The organism is Syntrophomonas wolfei subsp. methylbutyratica (assembly GCF_001570625.1).
Classification (GTDB): Bacteria; Bacillota; Syntrophomonadia; order Syntrophomonadales; family Syntrophomonadaceae; genus Syntrophomonas; species Syntrophomonas methylbutyratica.
Map to the genome: position 1 here is coordinate 1 of NZ_BBQT01000010.1, position 16370 is coordinate 16370.

General features: G+C 45.3%; 15 protein-coding genes. 2 read left to right on the plus strand and 13 right to left on the minus strand.

Going from position 1 to position 16370, the window contains the following annotated elements; translation table 11 throughout:
* Positions 1–513: 513 nt before the first annotated feature.
* From phoU to AWB54_RS08670, 10 genes are all read right to left on the minus strand, one after another.
* Entirely contained in the window at positions 514–1203 is a 690-nt protein-coding gene (gene phoU, locus AWB54_RS08625; protein WP_061214210.1) for a phosphate signaling complex protein PhoU, read from the minus strand.
* Positions 1204–1338: 135 nt separating this feature from the next.
* A complete protein-coding gene (gene pstB / locus AWB54_RS08630) occupies positions 1339–2082 on the minus strand; it encodes a phosphate ABC transporter ATP-binding protein PstB (protein ID WP_082736119.1) in 744 nt (247 codons plus the stop codon).
* 34 nt (positions 2083–2116) lie between these two features.
* The gene (gene pstA / locus AWB54_RS08635) at positions 2117–2953 is read right to left on the minus strand and encodes a phosphate ABC transporter permease PstA (protein ID WP_061214212.1); all 837 of its coding nucleotides are present in this window, start codon (positions 2951–2953) and stop codon (positions 2117–2119) included.
* Positions 2940–3932 (minus strand): phosphate ABC transporter permease subunit PstC, encoded by a 993-nt coding sequence (pstC, locus tag AWB54_RS08640; protein ID WP_082736107.1) that lies wholly within the window; start codon positions 3930–3932, stop codon positions 2940–2942. The genes pstA and pstC overlap by 14 nt, the downstream gene beginning before the upstream one ends.
* A 33-nt stretch (positions 3933–3965) precedes the next feature.
* Positions 3966–4838, minus strand: a complete 873-nt coding sequence (locus AWB54_RS08645) for a phosphate ABC transporter substrate-binding protein (RefSeq protein ID WP_061214213.1) — start codon at positions 4836–4838, stop codon at positions 3966–3968.
* Positions 4839–5222: 384 nt separating this feature from the next.
* Positions 5223–6989 carry a two-component system histidine kinase PnpS gene (gene pnpS, locus AWB54_RS08650; protein ID WP_061214214.1) on the minus strand — a complete coding sequence of 589 codons (1767 nt, stop codon included), beginning with the start codon at positions 6987–6989 and terminating at the stop codon, positions 5223–5225.
* Complete coding sequence (locus AWB54_RS08655; RefSeq protein ID WP_061214215.1) at positions 6982–7686, minus strand: response regulator transcription factor; 705 nt, start codon at positions 7684–7686, stop codon at positions 6982–6984. Before AWB54_RS08655 ends, pnpS begins: the two co-directional genes overlap by 8 nt.
* Positions 7687–7945: 259 nt before the next feature.
* Positions 7946–8305, minus strand: coding sequence for a HepT-like ribonuclease domain-containing protein (locus AWB54_RS08660; protein WP_061214216.1), 360 nt, complete (start codon positions 8303–8305; stop codon positions 7946–7948).
* Complete coding sequence (locus AWB54_RS08665; protein WP_061214217.1) at positions 8295–8597, minus strand: nucleotidyltransferase family protein; 303 nt, start codon at positions 8595–8597, stop codon at positions 8295–8297. Before AWB54_RS08665 ends, AWB54_RS08660 begins: the two co-directional genes overlap by 11 nt.
* A gap of 501 nt (positions 8598–9098) precedes the next feature.
* Positions 9099–10772 carry a nucleoside kinase gene (locus tag AWB54_RS08670; RefSeq protein WP_082736109.1) on the minus strand — a complete coding sequence of 558 codons (1674 nt, stop codon included), beginning with the start codon at positions 10770–10772 and terminating at the stop codon, positions 9099–9101.
* Between the two features lie 228 nt (positions 10773–11000).
* On the opposite strand from AWB54_RS08670, the gene AWB54_RS08675 reads away from it, so the two are divergent.
* The gene (locus tag AWB54_RS08675; RefSeq protein WP_061214218.1) at positions 11001–11525 is read left to right on the plus strand and encodes a lytic transglycosylase domain-containing protein; all 525 of its coding nucleotides are present in this window, start codon (positions 11001–11003) and stop codon (positions 11523–11525) included.
* A gap of 401 nt (positions 11526–11926) precedes the next feature.
* Here the strand turns inward: AWB54_RS08675 and AWB54_RS08680 are convergent, their stop codons facing one another.
* The 3 genes from AWB54_RS08680 to AWB54_RS08690 form a co-directional block, all read right to left on the minus strand.
* The gene (locus AWB54_RS08680; RefSeq protein ID WP_061214219.1) at positions 11927–13033 is read right to left on the minus strand and encodes an alpha/beta fold hydrolase; all 1107 of its coding nucleotides are present in this window, start codon (positions 13031–13033) and stop codon (positions 11927–11929) included.
* Positions 13034–13055: 22 nt separating this feature from the next.
* Positions 13056–13628, minus strand: coding sequence for a hypothetical protein (locus tag AWB54_RS08685; protein ID WP_061214220.1), 573 nt, complete (start codon positions 13626–13628; stop codon positions 13056–13058).
* Between the two features lie 157 nt (positions 13629–13785).
* Positions 13786–14454 carry a CBS and ACT domain-containing protein gene (locus tag AWB54_RS08690; RefSeq protein ID WP_082736110.1) on the minus strand — a complete coding sequence of 223 codons (669 nt, stop codon included), beginning with the start codon at positions 14452–14454 and terminating at the stop codon, positions 13786–13788.
* A 239-nt stretch (positions 14455–14693) separates the two neighbouring features.
* Between AWB54_RS08690 and AWB54_RS08695 the strand changes: the two genes are divergently transcribed.
* Entirely contained in the window at positions 14694–16292 is a 1599-nt protein-coding gene (locus AWB54_RS08695) for a glycosyl hydrolase (RefSeq protein WP_061214222.1), read from the plus strand.
* The last annotated feature ends 78 nt before the right edge of the window (positions 16293–16370 follow it).

Here is a 16370-nt window from a genome sequence, read left to right on the forward strand (position 1 = left end):
TTCTCCATTTACACCCCTTTTTCCTTCAAAAGAAAAAAACCAGGTTTAAAACCCGGTAATTAATCTATGACTCTACTGCAAAAACCCCTTTTGTTGCATGAGGGTTGCATAAATATACAAAGCGAGCGTTGGCGAAGCATGGATGCAGCACCCTGCGGGTACTCCTGATGTTCCATCCTTCGGATGTCACTATTAAGGTTGCACCGGCAAAGGCGAGCAGGCGAAAGGGGGCGAGCGGCAGGACGTCGCGAGAGCGCTATCACCCTGCGGGTACTCCTGGTGTTCCACCCTGCGGGTGTCACTATTAAGGTTGTGACCAGGATGGGAGATTAGCGCGGCACCCCTTGAGCCACGAGACAAGCCGCAGGTGTTGCCCATGCGAAGCGCCCTGTCGGGCACAACTGATGCTCCCTGCGGTCGCTATTAAGGACGCTGGAGCGGTATATTTATGCAAGCTAATGCATATTTATAACTTTCTGCAGTGACATCATCTATTAGCAATATTTTATTTTATTATTTTTTACTCGCCGACCTGGATTTCCGGGCCATGCGGTTCAAATCTATGCGCTTTCCTTCTACCAAATAAACCACCATTTCCGCCAGATTGGTGGCGTGGTCGCCAATCCTTTCGATATGACCGGCAACCAGCAACAGCGAAGTAGCCTGGGGAATGTTTTTGGGATCTTGCATCATATAAGACAGAAGTTCGCGAAAAATCTGGTCGTAGAGGTTGTCTATTTCCTCTTCCAGGGGAATAAGACTCATGGCCAGGTTTACATCATGATTAACAAAGGCTTTTAGAGCCTTTTCCAGCATCTTTTGCACAATAGCGGCCATACGGGGTATATCAATCAGGGGCTTTATATAAACCTGATCATAAAGATCTATGGTCAGGTGAGCAATATCTTCGGCATGGTCGGCCATTCGCTCAATATCCACGATTATTCTCAAGGCCGTCCCTATCAGGCGCAAATCGCTGGCCATGGGTTGTTTTAGCGCCAGTATGCCCAAAGATTTTTTCTCAATATCCATTTCCATCTGATCAATGAGATCATCATGGGCAATTACCTCCCTGGCCAATTCCAGGTTTTTCTCCACCAGGGATTTGACTGCCTTATACAATTGCTCTTCTAAAAGTCTTCCCATTTTTAGGATTTCCTCTTTGAGCTTTTCCATTTCACAGGCCAGGGTTTCATTTATCATTTTTCAAATCCTCTTTCGTTTTACTAATCCACATAAAAAACCATAAACATATGCTTGACTCCACTGCAAAAACCCTTTTGTTGCATAAGGATTGCATGAATATGCAAAAGTTTTTTCCGTCCTCCGTCTTTCGTCCTATCCAAAACGTCCGGTAATATAATCTTCTGTTTTGTTATGGCGGGGATTGAGAAATAATTCCTCCGTCCGGTTGAATTCCAGCATGCAACCATGAAGGAAAAAACCAGTATAATCGGAAACTCTCGCTGCTTGCTGCATATTATGAGTTACTATCACTATAGTGTAACGAGTTTTCAGAATAGCAATCAATTCTTCCAAACGGGCGGTGGAAATGGGGTCCAGAGCGGAGGCCGGCTCATCCATTAGTATAACTTCGGGCTGCACCGCCAGCACCCGGGCAATGACCAAACGTTGCTGTTGCCCCCCCGACATCTGGTTGGCCGGGGCAACGAGCCTGTCTTTGACTTCATCCCAGAGGTTGGCCGATTGCAGACTCCGGCAGACTATTTCATCCAGCTCGCTGCGCTTCTTTATCCCATGAATTCGTGGTCCATAGGCCACATTTTCGTAAATGGACATGGGAAAGACCGCCGGTTTCTGAAAAACCATCCCGACTTTCTTGCGCAGTTCCACCACGTTTATTCCTTTTTCGTAAATAGCTGAATCATCCAAAAAGACTTCGCCACTGATACGGCTGCCCTCAATCAATTCATTCAAGCGGTTTAAGGAACGTAAAAAGCTGGACTTGCCGCAGCCTGAAGGGCCAATCAAAGCCGTTACCCGGTTTTCTTCTATATCCATATTAATATTATATAGAGCCTGAAAATTGCCGTAAAATAGGTTAAGTTCCCGGCTTTTCATCTTAATAGCCTTTTCCACTTCATTTACCTCCGAGTTACCCGCCGTTGTGAGATAAAAGGCTCATACTACGGTTGGCCAGGTAATTTATAAATAGTAGCAAAATAATTATTAAAAAGGCAGTTCCAAAAGCTCTTTCCATGGAAAGTCCCTCCATGGCCAGCATGTATAAATGTACGGACATGCTTCGGGCCGGATCTGCCGGGCTCAAAGGCATGCCCAGGGAAGTACCCGCAGTCAATAGAACCGCCGCGGTCTCTCCAATAGCCCGTCCCAGCGCAAGAATCATACCAGTAACAATACCGGGAATGGCCGCCGGTATAACGATTTTTCTAATCGTCTGCCACTTGCTGGCACCCAGGGCCAGGCTGTTTTCCCGGTACTCCCGGGGCACGCTCAGTATAGCTTCTTGCGCGGTCCTGGTTATAGTAGGCCAAACCATAATAGCCAAAGTCAGGCTTCCAGACCATATGGACCAGCCCAGCTTCAAATAAATTACAAAAAACACAAACCCGAAGAGACCATAAATAATAGAAGGTATGGCCGCCAGAGTTTCAGCGGTGAGTGTGACCAGGTAAGCAAAGTAGCTTTCCTTCTGGGCATATTCCTCCAGGTGAATAGCAGTACCAACCCCCAGCGGCGCGGCAATGGCCAGAGACAAGACCGTAAGGTAGAGGGTTCCCACTATGGTGCTGGAAATCCCTCCCTCTTTGCCGGCTCGCCTGGGGGCTTGCATTATGAAATCCAGGTTAATCATAGCCAGGCCTTTATAAACAATGTAGCCCACGATTGCCAATAGAATCCCAATAATTATGAGAGCTGACAAGTATAACAGGCAAGTCAACGCTTTTTCCCCTATCCTAGTTCCCGGCATAGCGTTTTCCCGCCCTTCTAATAAAGTTAAGCAGCAGATTAAGCAAGAGAATGAAAATAAAGAGTATAGCACCGGTCGCGAATAGGGCTGCCTGGTGGTCTCCGGCAGCGTAGCCCATTTCCAGCACGATGTTGCTGGTCATGGTTCTTAGCGGCGCGAGCAGGCTATCCGGTATTATAGCAGCGTTCCCGGTTACCATCACCACAGCCATTGTTTCCCCAATGGCCCGGCCCATAGCCAAAACTACAGCGGTAATAATACCTGAACTGGCGGCCGGGAGTATAAGCCGGCCAATAGTTTGATAATGGCTGGCTCCGAGGGCTAGCGAGCTTTCTTTGTATACAAGGGGTACCGCTTGGATAGCATCCCGGGAAATATTAATTATAGTAGGCAATATCATTATCCCCAGAATAATAGCTCCGGCCAGAACACTCATCCCAGTTCCCCCCAGGTAATTGCGAATAAGCGGTACAATGATCACCAACCCGAAAAAACCGTAGACTACCGAAGGAATACCCGCTAAAAGACTGACCATACGGGTCATTATTCTACCTACCGGCGGCGGAGCTATCTCAGCCATAAAGATCGCCGTTAAAAGCCCCAGTGGTACTGCCCAGGCTAAAGATGCCGAGGTAAGCAGCAAAGAGCCGACAAACATAGCACCGATGCCAAATTTCCCCTGGATGGGCTTCCATTCCAAAGAAAACAGGAAATCTCCTAAACCCACCGAGGCTATCAGCGGAACCCCACGGGAAAATATAAATACGCTTATGAGCAACAAAGCCATGATAGATACGACTGCGCTGAGCATCAAGAGCTTTTCCACCAGGATTTCGGGAATAAATCTTGCTTTGCTTTTTCGGAGAATGACCAGTATCCGCTCCCATCTCCCGGCTTTAGCTTGAAGGATTTGCGATTTCTCCTCACGATTATTATGCTGTTTTACGGCAGTGATTTTTCCTTCAATTATGCCATTCATTTAGATAAGCTCACCTGCTTCAAAAATACTTCGCTATTTTATGCTGATAGCACCTTCATTGCCCAGTATGTTCTGCCCTTCATCGCTGAGAACGAATTCAATAAAAGAATCGGCTATTTTATTATCCGAAGCGGTCCGGGTTAAGTAAATAAAAGGCCGGGAGATTTTGTAGCTGCCGTTTTTGACATTGTCAACAGCAGGGAGGACTCCGTCAATTTTCAGAGCCTTGACATCTTGATTGACTGCCGCCAGTGAAATAAAACCAATCGCATTCTTGTCCCCGGCAACTGTGGTTCTGACTGCACCGGTGGAGTTTTGAATCAAGGACTTGGCAAAAATATCCTGCTTGTTCATGACAATCTCTTCGAAAGCTCCCCTGGTTCCGGAACCTTCTTCTCGACAGACTATGCTTATGGGAGCATCAGCCCCGCCCAGTTCCTTCCAGTTGGCAATATTGCCCAGGTAAATATTTCTCACATCCTCCATCTTTAATTCACCAAGCCGGTTGGAGGGATGAACCACAATTGCTATGGCATCCAGGGCTATGGTCGTCTCTTTTAAACCCGCCTTTTTTTCTTCATCCTTAAGTTCCCTCGAACTGGCACCTATATCGGCAGCTCCGCTGATGGCGGTTTCGATTCCCTGGCTGGATCCTCCGCCCTGAACATTAATCTTTACGCCTGGGTTTTTGCTCTGGAATTCTTCCGCTAAAACTTCAGTGAAAGGTTGGACTGAGGTTGAGCCCGCAATAGTAATAGAGCCTTGGAGTTCATCATTTCCCCCGTTCTTGACCCCGGATTCCGGTTCCGACAGGTTTTTACTGCAGGCGCTGGTAAAAACCAGGGCTAAAAGCAATAATCCCAGTATGATAAAACTTCCTACCCTTCTCAACTTCTCTGAATACATTTTTTACATTCCTCCTTATTGAAGATATTGATGCACCAATTCTAACTTCCATGCTATCAGCATATTGTTAAGAATGGCCTTTACATAAAATAAATTTTGTCATTAAGAAGTGTAAATATTGTGTAAATATTTTAAAATGCGGTTTTGCCATAAAAAAATGAGGGTATTACCCTCATGCGCAGAACAATTCTAGCCAGCAGAACCCAATATAACGAGTGAAATATGTCCCCCGCCTCTTTAAAGCGGTCGGGGTCCTATTAACAAAACAGGCGGCGGGTTGAAATCCCGCCTCTTTGCAGAGTTGTGTTGAAACTGCTAAGCAATTTCTTGCGATGCTTAAAGTCCCTCCAGGAATAACTCTGCCGCTGGCCTGACGGTCAGCCCCTATTCCCGCAGAAGCGAAAAATAGAAGCAGGAACCCTTTCCCGGAACGGACTCTACCCCCACCTGTCCTCCATGGTTCTCCACCAGGTGTTTCACTATTGCCAGGCCCAGGCCGGTACCCCCGGTTTTTTTCGAGCGGGCTTTGTCCACTCGGTAAAAGCGTTCAAAAACGCGGGGCAATTCCTTCTCCGGAATACCCTCGCCCTTATCGGCTACCTTAACCCTGATGGAATTCTCCTCTTCTTCAATACTGATCTTTACCATTTCGCCATCCGGGCTGAAATTGATAGCGTTTTCCAGCAAATTCAACATCACCTGCACTATGGATTCGGCATTGCCCTTAATAATTACCGGGTTTTCCGGCTTATCAAAGCATAATTTAACTTGACTGTTCTTTTTTCTCTTTTCCATCAGGCCAATAGCATTTTCGATTGTCTGGTTCAAATCCATCCATTCCTTCCTTAATTCCTCGGACTGAGATTCCAGACGTGACAATTCCAACAAGCGCTTAATCAAACGGGAAAGACGCTGGGCCTCTTCATAAATAATTCCGGAGAACTCACGTACCCTCTTCTCTTCTAATTCCCTCTCGTTAAGCAGGGTTTCCGCAAATCCGCTTATGCTGGCCACCGGAGTTTTTAACTCGTGGGACACATTGGCTACAAAGTCCTTGCGGATTGCTTCCAGACGCTTCAGTTCACTAATATCATTCATAACCAATAAAACCCCTCCAGCAACAGCATCTACTCCGATAAAAAGGGGTATGGCCGTAGTTTCCACCCGTTTTTCCCCCAGCTTATGCAAAATGATCTCCTGACTGCAAGTTTTTCCCTCTTCCCTAACCTGATCGATCAAAGCCAGCAAGTAATAGTTGCTTATAACTTCCAGATGCCTGCATCCGACAACATTATCTTGAAAACCCAGCAGATTAATAGCTACCGGATTAACATAGTTTATTATTCCCTTATTGTCCACCATCAGTATGCCATTGACGGTATTGGCGAGCAAAGCCTCCAGCCTTTCGTTGACAGCCGAAATCTGGTTAATATTCTGTTCCAGGTTCTCTGCCATTTCATTAACTGCCACCGCCAAAAGACCCAGTTCATCTCGGGCGGGGAAGGAAATCCGTTTCTTAAGATTCCCCCGGGCCATATCCTGAACCGTTGCCGTAAGCTCGGCCACCGGTCCGGAAAACCACCGGGCTATTCCTAGGCTGAGCAAAAATGCCAAAATGCCGGTCATGACAAGAACTAATAGAATAATATGAAGGATCTGGCGATAAAGACTCTCCACTTCAAGCAGCGCTTTGGCGATCCTTACCACCCCTTTTTGCTCACCATTGCCAAAGGGAACTGCTACATAAAGCATTTGAACCGCGGCCGTCTCACTGTAACGCATCTCCACCGCCGTCTCTCCCTTTAAGGCTCGAAATATCTCGGGGCGGTTTTTGTGTTCTTCCATTTGCCGGGGATCAAACTGGGAATCACCCAGCACTTTTCCCTCCTGATCAACAATAGTAACCCGGTTGTCCGTATCGCGACCGGCCAATTCGGCGATTTGCTGCATAAAGCGTCCAGTTTCCTCCTGGCCATCATAGCTCCGGGTCATTTCCGCCACCAGCAAGCCTTCGTATACCAGATTGGCTTTAAGATTATCCAGATAAAAGTCCTTGAAGCTAAATGAAAGAAAAACCCCCAAAACCGCCAGAACCAGCATTATTATCAATAGATAACTGATGGTAAGCTTCCAGCGAAAGGAGTTAGGCATTTCCGCTCACCTCAAACTTGTAGCCTACTCCCCGGATGGTTTTAATATACCTGGGATTTTTCGAATCTGGCTCAATCTTTTCCCGCAGCTTACTGATATGCACATCCAGAACCCTCGTATTCACCGGTTCCGCATAATCCCATAACACCTGCAGCAAATAATCGCGTTTCAGCACCCGGCCCCGGTTCTTAATCAGCAGTTCCAGCAGTTCGTATTCCTTCAAGGTAAGCTCCAAAAGCTTATCTTTATAGTATACTTCGTAGCTCTCGGACTTTAGGGCAAATTCACCGACCGTAATGATACTGCTTGCATCTGCTTTTTCCTCCATTTGCCGGTTCCGTCTCAAAACCGCTTTTACCCGGGCGCTCAGTTCCCGGACGCTAAAGGGTTTGGTCACATAATCATCGGCTCCCATCTCCAGTCCCACTACTTTATCAATTTCTTCATCACGGGCCGTCAGCATTATTATAGGGGTTTTAACGCCCTGTGCCCGAACCTCGCGACATATTTCCAGGCCGTCTTTGCCCGGAAGCATTAGATCCAATATGATTAGATCCGGTTTCTCCTCCGTTATTTTTTGCAGGGCTTCCACTCCATCGTATGCGGGAATCGTAATAAATCCCTCTTTTTTTAGATTATAGGTAAGCAATCTAACCAGGGCTTCTTCATCATCGACCACCAGGATTTTGCCTCGCATCTGCAATCACCTCAATATCAGGTTGATATAAACCTATATTAAGCTTTAAACTGTAATGGTAAAATGCTTTTTACCGAATCTTTACATTAAATTTACCTGTTGCAGAACTGTTTTGTCTGACATATTGCGTTATTGGGATAGTGATTATACTCTCTTTAAAAAAAGCAATAAAAAACACCCTCAATCATTTTAGATTAGCGCGTTCTTTAAATCTGTTGAACTTTAAAACTATGGTTCATCTTTGATTTCATTGATAATCCTATGCATCAGAATCGAACTGTTTAATAATACTAGAACAATAATCTTTTAATTTCGGAATATCGCTTGTAATGGTCTCCCACAAGCTTTCGTCATCGATCTTGCCGTAGTTATGAGCAACTACATTACGCAATGCCTTAATTTGTGTCCAAGGTATCCCAGTATAGCTCTGTTTAAAATCATTCGTAAGATGTGTGGTTAGTTCTCCAATCTGTAGAACGCAAAGAGCTGTAGCATTCTTATAAACAGAATCTTGTTTAAAAACTGTATAATCGTCACCAAAGCGATGGATAGCCTCCGAAATATCATTACAATAGGAAATAATGCGCCTGAGTACATAGGCGTTTCGATTATTCTGCATATAATAGTATCTCCTCATTCTTAATTTTTTGCAGAAAATCATCTTCCAGACTTCCCGTTGTCAAAACGTCGACTTTCATCTGTAAAGCTTCTTCAATTTCTGTATACAGACCACATAAAGCAAACATTCCTTTAAGAGACCCTTTATCTACACGAAAATCCACATCACTGTTTTCACCAATATCTCCACGAGCATAAGAACCAAACAGATAGACACGTGCTACTCCGTATTTCCGTGCAATCGGTTCTACAATAGCCTTGATTTCCTCTATCGTATACTTTTTGACCGGCATAGTTCTAATCTCCTTTGGCCCTGACTTCATCTAAACTATTGTACTTATTATATCACAGCCCTTTTCAAAAAAATACCATAATCAGATTTGCTGCAACAGCTTATCACTGAAAAAACCGGTAATTGACTAGTTATATCTTACCCACATACTCCTTTTAATCGGAAAAAAACAAATAGCCCATTGACCTCAAACAAACACCAACAGGCTTTTAAATAATCATCTTATCTTTGCCTGCCCTTGCGGCAGGCATACTTTTTGGCTTCTTTCTTCTTATCCTTATGGGTTCCGGCATGCTGGTTGAGAGCAACCGGAATGCGCGGCTTCAATACCTTCTTCTTCATGATTTCCCCCATTATGATCTGCCTGGGTTATTACCCCCTCACTCCTAATCCCTTTAAATCACCGTATCCTTCTTCCCTCTACCGCCATCCGCCTTTCGTCATCTCCCGATGACTGACGCCTGACGACCACTCTGTCTTCCGCCCTCCGTCTTCCGTCTTTCTATACTTTAAAACAGCTTCCCCCGATGAATTCCCGGAGAATGGAATTGGCGGGGACCGCATCCGGCGCTATGGGTTTAAAATAGCTGGCAAATTGCAGGAGATAGCGCGCTACCACATATTCCGGGTGTTCCGGGCCAATCTGCCGCAACAGAGGCTCAATATAGGGCTTCAATACTGATAATTCATAAACCAGAGAGGAATTGAACATAATATCGGCATTTTCTTGAAAAGAAAAAATGTTCCTTTCCTCTCCCCGCCTAACCGAAGGCCATCTCTTAATGGTGTCCAAGGCATTGTAGCCTCGGGTTCTGGCATCACGAACTATCCGTCGCACCAATCTGCTGTCCGTGGTGGGAATCCGGTTGCTGTAATCTATATTCAACTGGGTCAGAGCACTGATATATATTTTAAATTTTTGTTCCGGCGGAATACTCCAGGTCAAGCGCTCATTCAGGCCATGGATGCCCTCGATAATTATAGGTTCTCCTGCCGGCACCTTCATGGACATACCTCGCTCTTCGCAAGAACCCCGGGTAAAACTATAGATGGGAATTTCCACTTCATCCCCTTTGATCAGCCGTCCCAGATGCTCATTAAATAAATCGACTTTAAGGGCTTCCAAAGCTTCAAAATCATAGTCGTTATTCTCATCCCGGGGTGTCAAGTCACGGTCAACAAAATAGTTGTCCAGGGACAGGACTACCGGCTTCTTACCGTTTACCCGGAGCTGTATGAGCAAGCGCTGGGCAAAAGTGGTCTTGCCGGAAGAGGACGGTCCTGATATCAGCACCAGGCGTATATCCTCGTCACTGCAAATCTGGTCGGCAATAAAAGCAATCTTCTTTTCATGCAAAGCTTCATTAACCCGGATTATATCGTTAATATCTCCCTGTTCAATAATATCATTAAGGGCCGCCACATGAGGAGTTTCCAGCATTTCGGCCCATTTTTTGGCCTCCTGAAATATGCTGGCCAGTTTTTTTTGCTCCACATAAGGCCGCAGCGAATTTGGAGCACTCAACTCCGGAGTTTGTAAAATCATTCCCGGTGGATATTCAAACAAGCGAAACTTTTTCAACATTCCCGTTTCGGGAAGCATAAAAATATAGAAGTTTTCGTAAAATCCATCAAGCTCAGATACCTGGACCTTATCCACATCCCGGTAGGCCAGGAGTTTCACTTTGTCTTCCTCCCCCTGCTCCCGGAATATTTCCTGGGCTCTTTCTTTATTAATCCGCATTCTCCTGATAGGCAGATTATCCTCAACCATTTCCCGCATTCTTTTTTCGAGGGCTTCAATCTCGTCTGCCCGCGAGTCCTCATTCAAAAACTCGCATAACAAGCCATTGGACAGAGAGTGTTTTACCGTCAGCACCCGTTCAGGATACAAATCACGCGCTGCCTTCATCAACAGAAAACTCACACTGCGACGGTAAATCCTCACTCCGATTTCACTATTCATATCTACCAACTCTATAGCACAGGAGCGGGTGAAACGATAATTCAAATCTCGCAAGCGATTGTCAATAATTATTGCCATTACCGGATAGAGTAATTTCTTCTCCAGCCTCTTTAGCAACTCGGCTACGCTAGTTCCTTCCAGAACATTATATGAACCTATTCCTTTAATCCTTACTTCGACCCCAGCTGTCTCCACTCTTGCAATGGCCATTATTTCCCTCCTCAATCTTCTCCTCCTGGCCCTTATCTCATTATATAATATTCGGGAGAAAATTGCTGACCGGCCCTTTACCATTAAAAGATTGATTCCGCTGCAAAAAGTAATAATTATGCATTTGCTTGCATAAATATTCCGCTCGCAGTCTACGCATGGGCAACACCTACGGCTTGACAGAAGAATCTATCTTGCTTACCATAAAATTGGAAGGAGAGAAAAAGAATGAATGTCTTCACCAATCTCTTCAAGGAAATAAGCTTCATGAAACTCTTGAAAGCCCTGGAAGACGGCCTTGCTTCCACCGGTCGCGCCCTGAGCGGCAGCAAAACACCCGATAATTCAACTCCCCCAGCAAGCAGCAAGAGCCGCCCTTTCAGCGAGATTATTAAAGAAGCCAGCCAGGCTTATGGTATTCAGGAAGAAGTAATTAGTGCCGTAATAAAACAGGAGTCATCTTACAATCCCCGGGCGGTTTCTTCCTGTGGTGCTCAGGGTCTCATGCAGTTGATGCCAGGCACAGCCAGAAGCTTGGGGGTAAGGGATGCCTTTAATCCGGAAGAGAATATTATGGCGGGAACCCGCTATTTGAAAGAAAAGCTGAACGAATTCAATGGCAGCCTGCCACTGGCCCTGGCGGCATACAATGCCGGCAGTGGAGCAGTTAAAAAGCATGGAGGTATTCCCCCTTATAAAGAAACTCAGGCCTATGTTAATAAAATAATCAAGTCTATTGATCACCTGGCCTAAAGATAAAAGGCCGCATAAAGCGACCTTTAAGCATCGTAAGAAACTGCGAAGCAGTTTCATCACACCACTGCAGTGGGCGGGGGATTAGAACCCGCCGCCTGTTTTGTTATTTGTTAAGGACCCGACCGTTTAGCACCCTGCGGGCACCACTGATGTTCGCTTCGCTCACTATTAACCTGCATTCCCAGAAACACGTAACGAGAGTGGCCTGAACCCCAATTAGTACCTGAAAGTTCACTCGTTATGCGTTTTTCTCGTAACGATGGCTTTGAAAGGTTAGTGGGGTTTTATAACACCCGATTTTACTGTGTTTATACTGAAACCTCGTTATGAGTAGTCGAGAATGCAGGTATTAAGGATGCGGGGGGCATATTGCGCCTCGTTATAAAAACAGCCAGCATTTAGTCTTCGCTTAATATCTCGGAACGCTCTCCCAACCAATAAGCTATTTCCGGGAAAACTCGCATGCGGGCCGTTTCGCCCAAAACCAATCCCCCGTGACCTACCGGGAACTCCATATAGGTTTTATCATTACCCCCCAGATAGGTTAAAGCAGCTGCGGTCTGGTGCGGCATAACGATATGATCCCGCAAGCCTACCATAGCCAGGATGTTGGCTTTGATGCGCTGCAATTGCACTCTCTTTCCCCGCAATACCACCTGATTTTTTATGAGCTTGTTGCCCTGATAGAAGTCCCTTATCCAGTCGCGATAGGCACCGCCAGGAAAATTAATATTATCACTCGACCACTTGTTAAGCACCTTCCAAAAATGAACCGGCTTTCCTTCCTCTAAAGTTTTCCACAAGCGAGTATATGTGCCCCAATAATTGGCCAAAGGATTCAGCATCCTGGTTCCCCAATCTATGAAAGACTTGGGGACCAGCTCCATGGTATCAGCTATACGGTCCGGGTCATAACCCGGGGCTTTAAGCCATACATCATAGGTTCCGGCCCGGTTAAAGTCGATGGGAGCCGCCAGGTAGACCAGGTTTTTTAAAACCGGCCGGTCAAAAAGGGCCGCGTATAATGTAGACATGGTTCCACCCATGCAGTAACCGATAATGCTTATTTCTTTGGAACCGGCACTACGCGCCACCTTCCGGGCAGCGGTGGCGATATAGTCATAGACCAGATCAGCATAGCTTATATCTCGATCCTCCCATTCAAACTCTCCCCAATCCAGCAGGTATACATCGAAACCCTCGTTTACCAGATACTCCACCAGACTGGACCCAGGGGTCAGATCCAATACATAAGGCCTGTTAATGAGAGCATATATCATTAATACCGGGGTGCGATAGCGGCGCTCACTACTGCTCTGATAGTGATAAAGTTGTGCTTTATTCTTGGTCCACAAAGTTTCTTTGGGCGAACAACCAGTAGCAGGTCGGGGATCATAAGTCAAGATCTCCCTCCACCTGGTCGTGGTCATCAGCCAGTGTTCCCAATTTTGCTGCAGTATTTCGCCAGCTTCACCAGGCGAGTGCGCTTGGAAGATGCGCTCCATATCATTACCCCCTCTTGCTTAATTATTCCGTTGCAGTCTTTTGGCTTTTCCGGGTAGTCGCTTGGGGCTTCGGCTTGGCTTTTAGCTCCAGCAGGGAAGCCTTTATTTCTTCTATCGCCAGTTCCAGTGCTGTAATCTTTTCTACCAATGCTTCAGTATTCTTAATATGCTGGTCAATTTGTTCAACCCTTCCAGCATCCGCTTCATCGGAAATACTGGCTGGTACCGGAGCAAAACGTTCCAAAATAGCAGCCGTATCTTCCTTCAAATCATAAATATCTGTAAATAACTCTTCATCCAGACGATCTATCTTGTTCTCAAGAGCGGTAAGCATTTTCGCCACACGAGCAGTATCCCGGTGTGAGGAGAAAGGCAAAGTTTCGGCAATATAATTGGAGACCTCGTTTTGCAATTTAAGATATTGCAAGTAGCTGTTAAGTATCACATCAACGCTATTAGCAAACATGGTGGTTTCAACCGCTTTGCGGGTAATTGCGGTCAGGGCTGCCTCGCTAGAAAAATATACATTTTTCCATACATTGAAGGGGTTGAACATAACTACCTTCGAGTCATCTTGTTTAATCTCATCACTCATCAAAATTCCCTCCTTTAATTTTAATGTGTCAGGGGGATAACTCCCCTGGCTATTTTAACCCCCGGCCCAATCAAATAATCAAGGGCAGATACCCCGGAAAGTTTAAAGGGTTGCTGCAGTTTAAACACTATATATATTACCCCTTACCCTTCACCGATTATTGTTTAATGATTACCGATTCAACCTTAAAACCTGCTGCCTTTATCTCCTCAATAATTGAGCGCGAATCTACTGTATCCAGGCGAATAATAAGAAGTGATTTTTCGCCTTTTACTTCCATACGAACCATGCTCTCAATTTTAATGTCAAAATGGGATAAAACTTCTCCCAACCGCAACAAAACCTGGGCATCATCATCTACCCGCAGGCACAGGCGAGTACCCCGGCAATTTACTCCCAGGATATAAAGAAAAGCATCAGAAAGATCACTTTGCGTAATTATCCCCACCATACGACCTTCATCATCAATTACCGGTAAACCGCTGATGCGATTGTCCCGTAATAATTTTGCCGCCTGCTCGATAAATGCATCCTGATGAATGGTGATTAATTGCTGGTTAAGAGGAATTATATCCCTGACTCTCAGTTTGCTTAGTTTTTGTTCCATTTCTTCGGGGAAAAATCGTGTAGCCAGTGATGATCTTTTGAGGTCCAATTCCGGCCGGGCGTTAAAATCCCTGCGGGTTACGATGCCTATCAATTTACCCCGATCCAGGACCGGTACCCTTTGCAGGCTCTTTTCCTGCATCAAATGCCAGAGTTCTCCTACACAAGTATCAGGAGTAGTTGCATAGGGATTGGGAGTCATTCGGTCTTTGACTTTCACAATGTATCCCTTCTTTCCTAAACTTATTAATAATACTGCGCAAAATCCTGTATTAATAAAAATTCTCCACTTATTTTACATAATCGTCCATTTCAAGCAGAACTGTCAAGCATTAAAGAAATCGCCCTTATAGCTTTTTACCCCCGCTTAATCCGATTTTGGACCAAACCCCCTTATTACTGCACAACTGCAGGAAATAGAATCTCGATATAGAATATTACTAGTGAGGAGGCTATTATATGAGAAAAAATAGTTGTTTATTTGCATTATTTCTGTTGGCCATCTTTCTCCCACCACTCTTTTACCCCCTGGACGCGAGTGCTGCAACAACTTTAATAAAAAATGGTGCCATCGCTTATCAACCAGAGTATAATTCTTATGATGACATTAAGGCTATAGCTACCCTTGAACCGGGGATTAACCGGCTTCTCGACTATAGCCAGGCTTACAGCATCGACTATCCCAGCCATATGAATATTGATGCTTCCTTATCCCAGGTTAAAACCAGCCTGTGGGACGATAAAACCTGTATAGAAATCTACCGGGATGATTTCTCGCAAACGGTACATAATAGCACCGGCTACCAGTATTACAGCAACCAGTTTCTTAACAACCGTAAGGATCATAAAATCCAGGAGAACCGCAGCATCAACATCGCCGGTGCCAAAGCGCATCTTTTAAGATGGCAAAGAAGCAAGCTATCTCGGGTAGTAGGAGATAAAAACTACTATATGAGCGTGGAAATCCCCCGCAACTATAAAGAAGTTTACACTATACTGATAAAATCCAGCTCTCCGCTGGAAAGCTTTCTGCCACTGGTAAAGTCATTCACCTTTATTGATAAAAAAGGGGCCAGCCAGATTAATACCCGCTTCAAGAAAAAAGATAAAGCGTGGAATGAGGAGACCAAAGCTTTTTATGAGCAATATTTTGACCCCGATGCCAGCTTGCAGTGGGGTATATTTGAAAATTCAGCCCCGGCCAGCATGGATTATCTCAACAAACTGGAGGAAAATCTGGAATACAGGTTTAATTTTCTGGTGCTTTACAAAACCTTTGATGCCCCCTTCCCCCTGGAAGAGCTGCAAAAGGCCTATGAAGAACAGAAGTATGTTGAATTAACCCTGCAGACCATGTGGTATAACCGGGACAACAGCAGTGTAACCTATGACATTCTCAATGGCCATTACGATAATTTCTTCCAGGATTATGCGGAAAAGGCCCGTCAATTCGGGCACCCCATTCTGTTTCGCCTCAATAACGAAATGAATGGGGACTGGTGCGTATACTCCAGTTACTACAGTTCCAAAGATAGTGAGCTTTTTAAAGAGGTCTGGCGTTATATTTATAATATATTCCAGCAGAATCAGGTCGATAATGTTATCTGGGTGTGGAATCCCCATGACCTTTCTTTCCCCGGTTTCATGTGGAACCACTACCTGAACTATTTCCCCGGGGAGGAATATGTAGATATCATAGGGCTTACCGGTTATAATACCGGAACATATCACAAAGGTGAAATCTGGCGTGGCTTCAGGCAAATATATGATCCGCTTTATGAAGAGTATTGCCGTTATTTTGATTATCCCTTCATGATAAGCGAGTTTGCTTGCAGTTCAGTGGGTGGCAACAAAGCCCTTTGGATTGAGGAAATGTTTGCTCAAATGGGAAAATACGACCGAATCAAAGTGGCCATTTGGTTTAACGGGGTGGACTTCGATCTGGTGGGCCGGGCGGCGCGAAAATATCGTCTGGACGAAGGCCCGGCCATAATCGAGGCTTTTCAGAATGGTTTGCCAAGCTATAAACCTGACCCGAAAGCAAATAAAACCCAGTAATAATCTCATTAATGAGGCTTGCATGAAGTATAAAGCTCCACTTGAATGCAGGGATTCGCAAGGGAATCCCTGCTGGAT

Bases quoted from the DNA above. Each gene is read 5' to 3' on its own strand.
- phoU (WP_061214210.1), bottom strand. From the start codon at position 1,203: ATGATAAATGAAACCCTGGCCTGTGAAATGGAAAAGCTCAAAGAGGAA.
- pstB (WP_082736119.1), bottom strand. From the start codon at position 2,082: ATGAAAAGCCGGGAACTTAACCTATTTTACGGCAATTTTCAGGCTCTA.
- pstA (WP_061214212.1), bottom strand. From the start codon at position 2,953: ATGCCGGGAACTAGGATAGGGGAAAAAGCGTTGACTTGCCTGTTATAC.
- pstC (WP_082736107.1), bottom strand. From the start codon at position 3,932: ATGAATGGCATAATTGAAGGAAAAATCACTGCCGTAAAACAGCATAAT.
- AWB54_RS08645 (WP_061214213.1), bottom strand. From the start codon at position 4,838: ATGTATTCAGAGAAGTTGAGAAGGGTAGGAAGTTTTATCATACTGGGA.
- pnpS (WP_061214214.1), bottom strand. From the start codon at position 6,989: ATGCCTAACTCCTTTCGCTGGAAGCTTACCATCAGTTATCTATTGATA.
- AWB54_RS08655 (WP_061214215.1), bottom strand. From the start codon at position 7,686: ATGCGAGGCAAAATCCTGGTGGTCGATGATGAAGAAGCCCTGGTTAGA.
- AWB54_RS08660 (WP_061214216.1), bottom strand. From the start codon at position 8,305: ATGCAGAATAATCGAAACGCCTATGTACTCAGGCGCATTATTTCCTAT.
- AWB54_RS08665 (WP_061214217.1), bottom strand. From the start codon at position 8,597: ATGCCGGTCAAAAAGTATACGATAGAGGAAATCAAGGCTATTGTAGAA.
- AWB54_RS08670 (WP_082736109.1), bottom strand. From the start codon at position 10,772: ATGGCCATTGCAAGAGTGGAGACAGCTGGGGTCGAAGTAAGGATTAAA.
- AWB54_RS08675 (WP_061214218.1), top strand. From the start codon at position 11,001: ATGAATGTCTTCACCAATCTCTTCAAGGAAATAAGCTTCATGAAACTC.
- AWB54_RS08680 (WP_061214219.1), bottom strand. From the start codon at position 13,033: ATGGAGCGCATCTTCCAAGCGCACTCGCCTGGTGAAGCTGGCGAAATA.
- AWB54_RS08685 (WP_061214220.1), bottom strand. From the start codon at position 13,628: ATGAGTGATGAGATTAAACAAGATGACTCGAAGGTAGTTATGTTCAAC.
- AWB54_RS08695 (WP_061214222.1), top strand. From the start codon at position 14,694: ATGAGAAAAAATAGTTGTTTATTTGCATTATTTCTGTTGGCCATCTTT.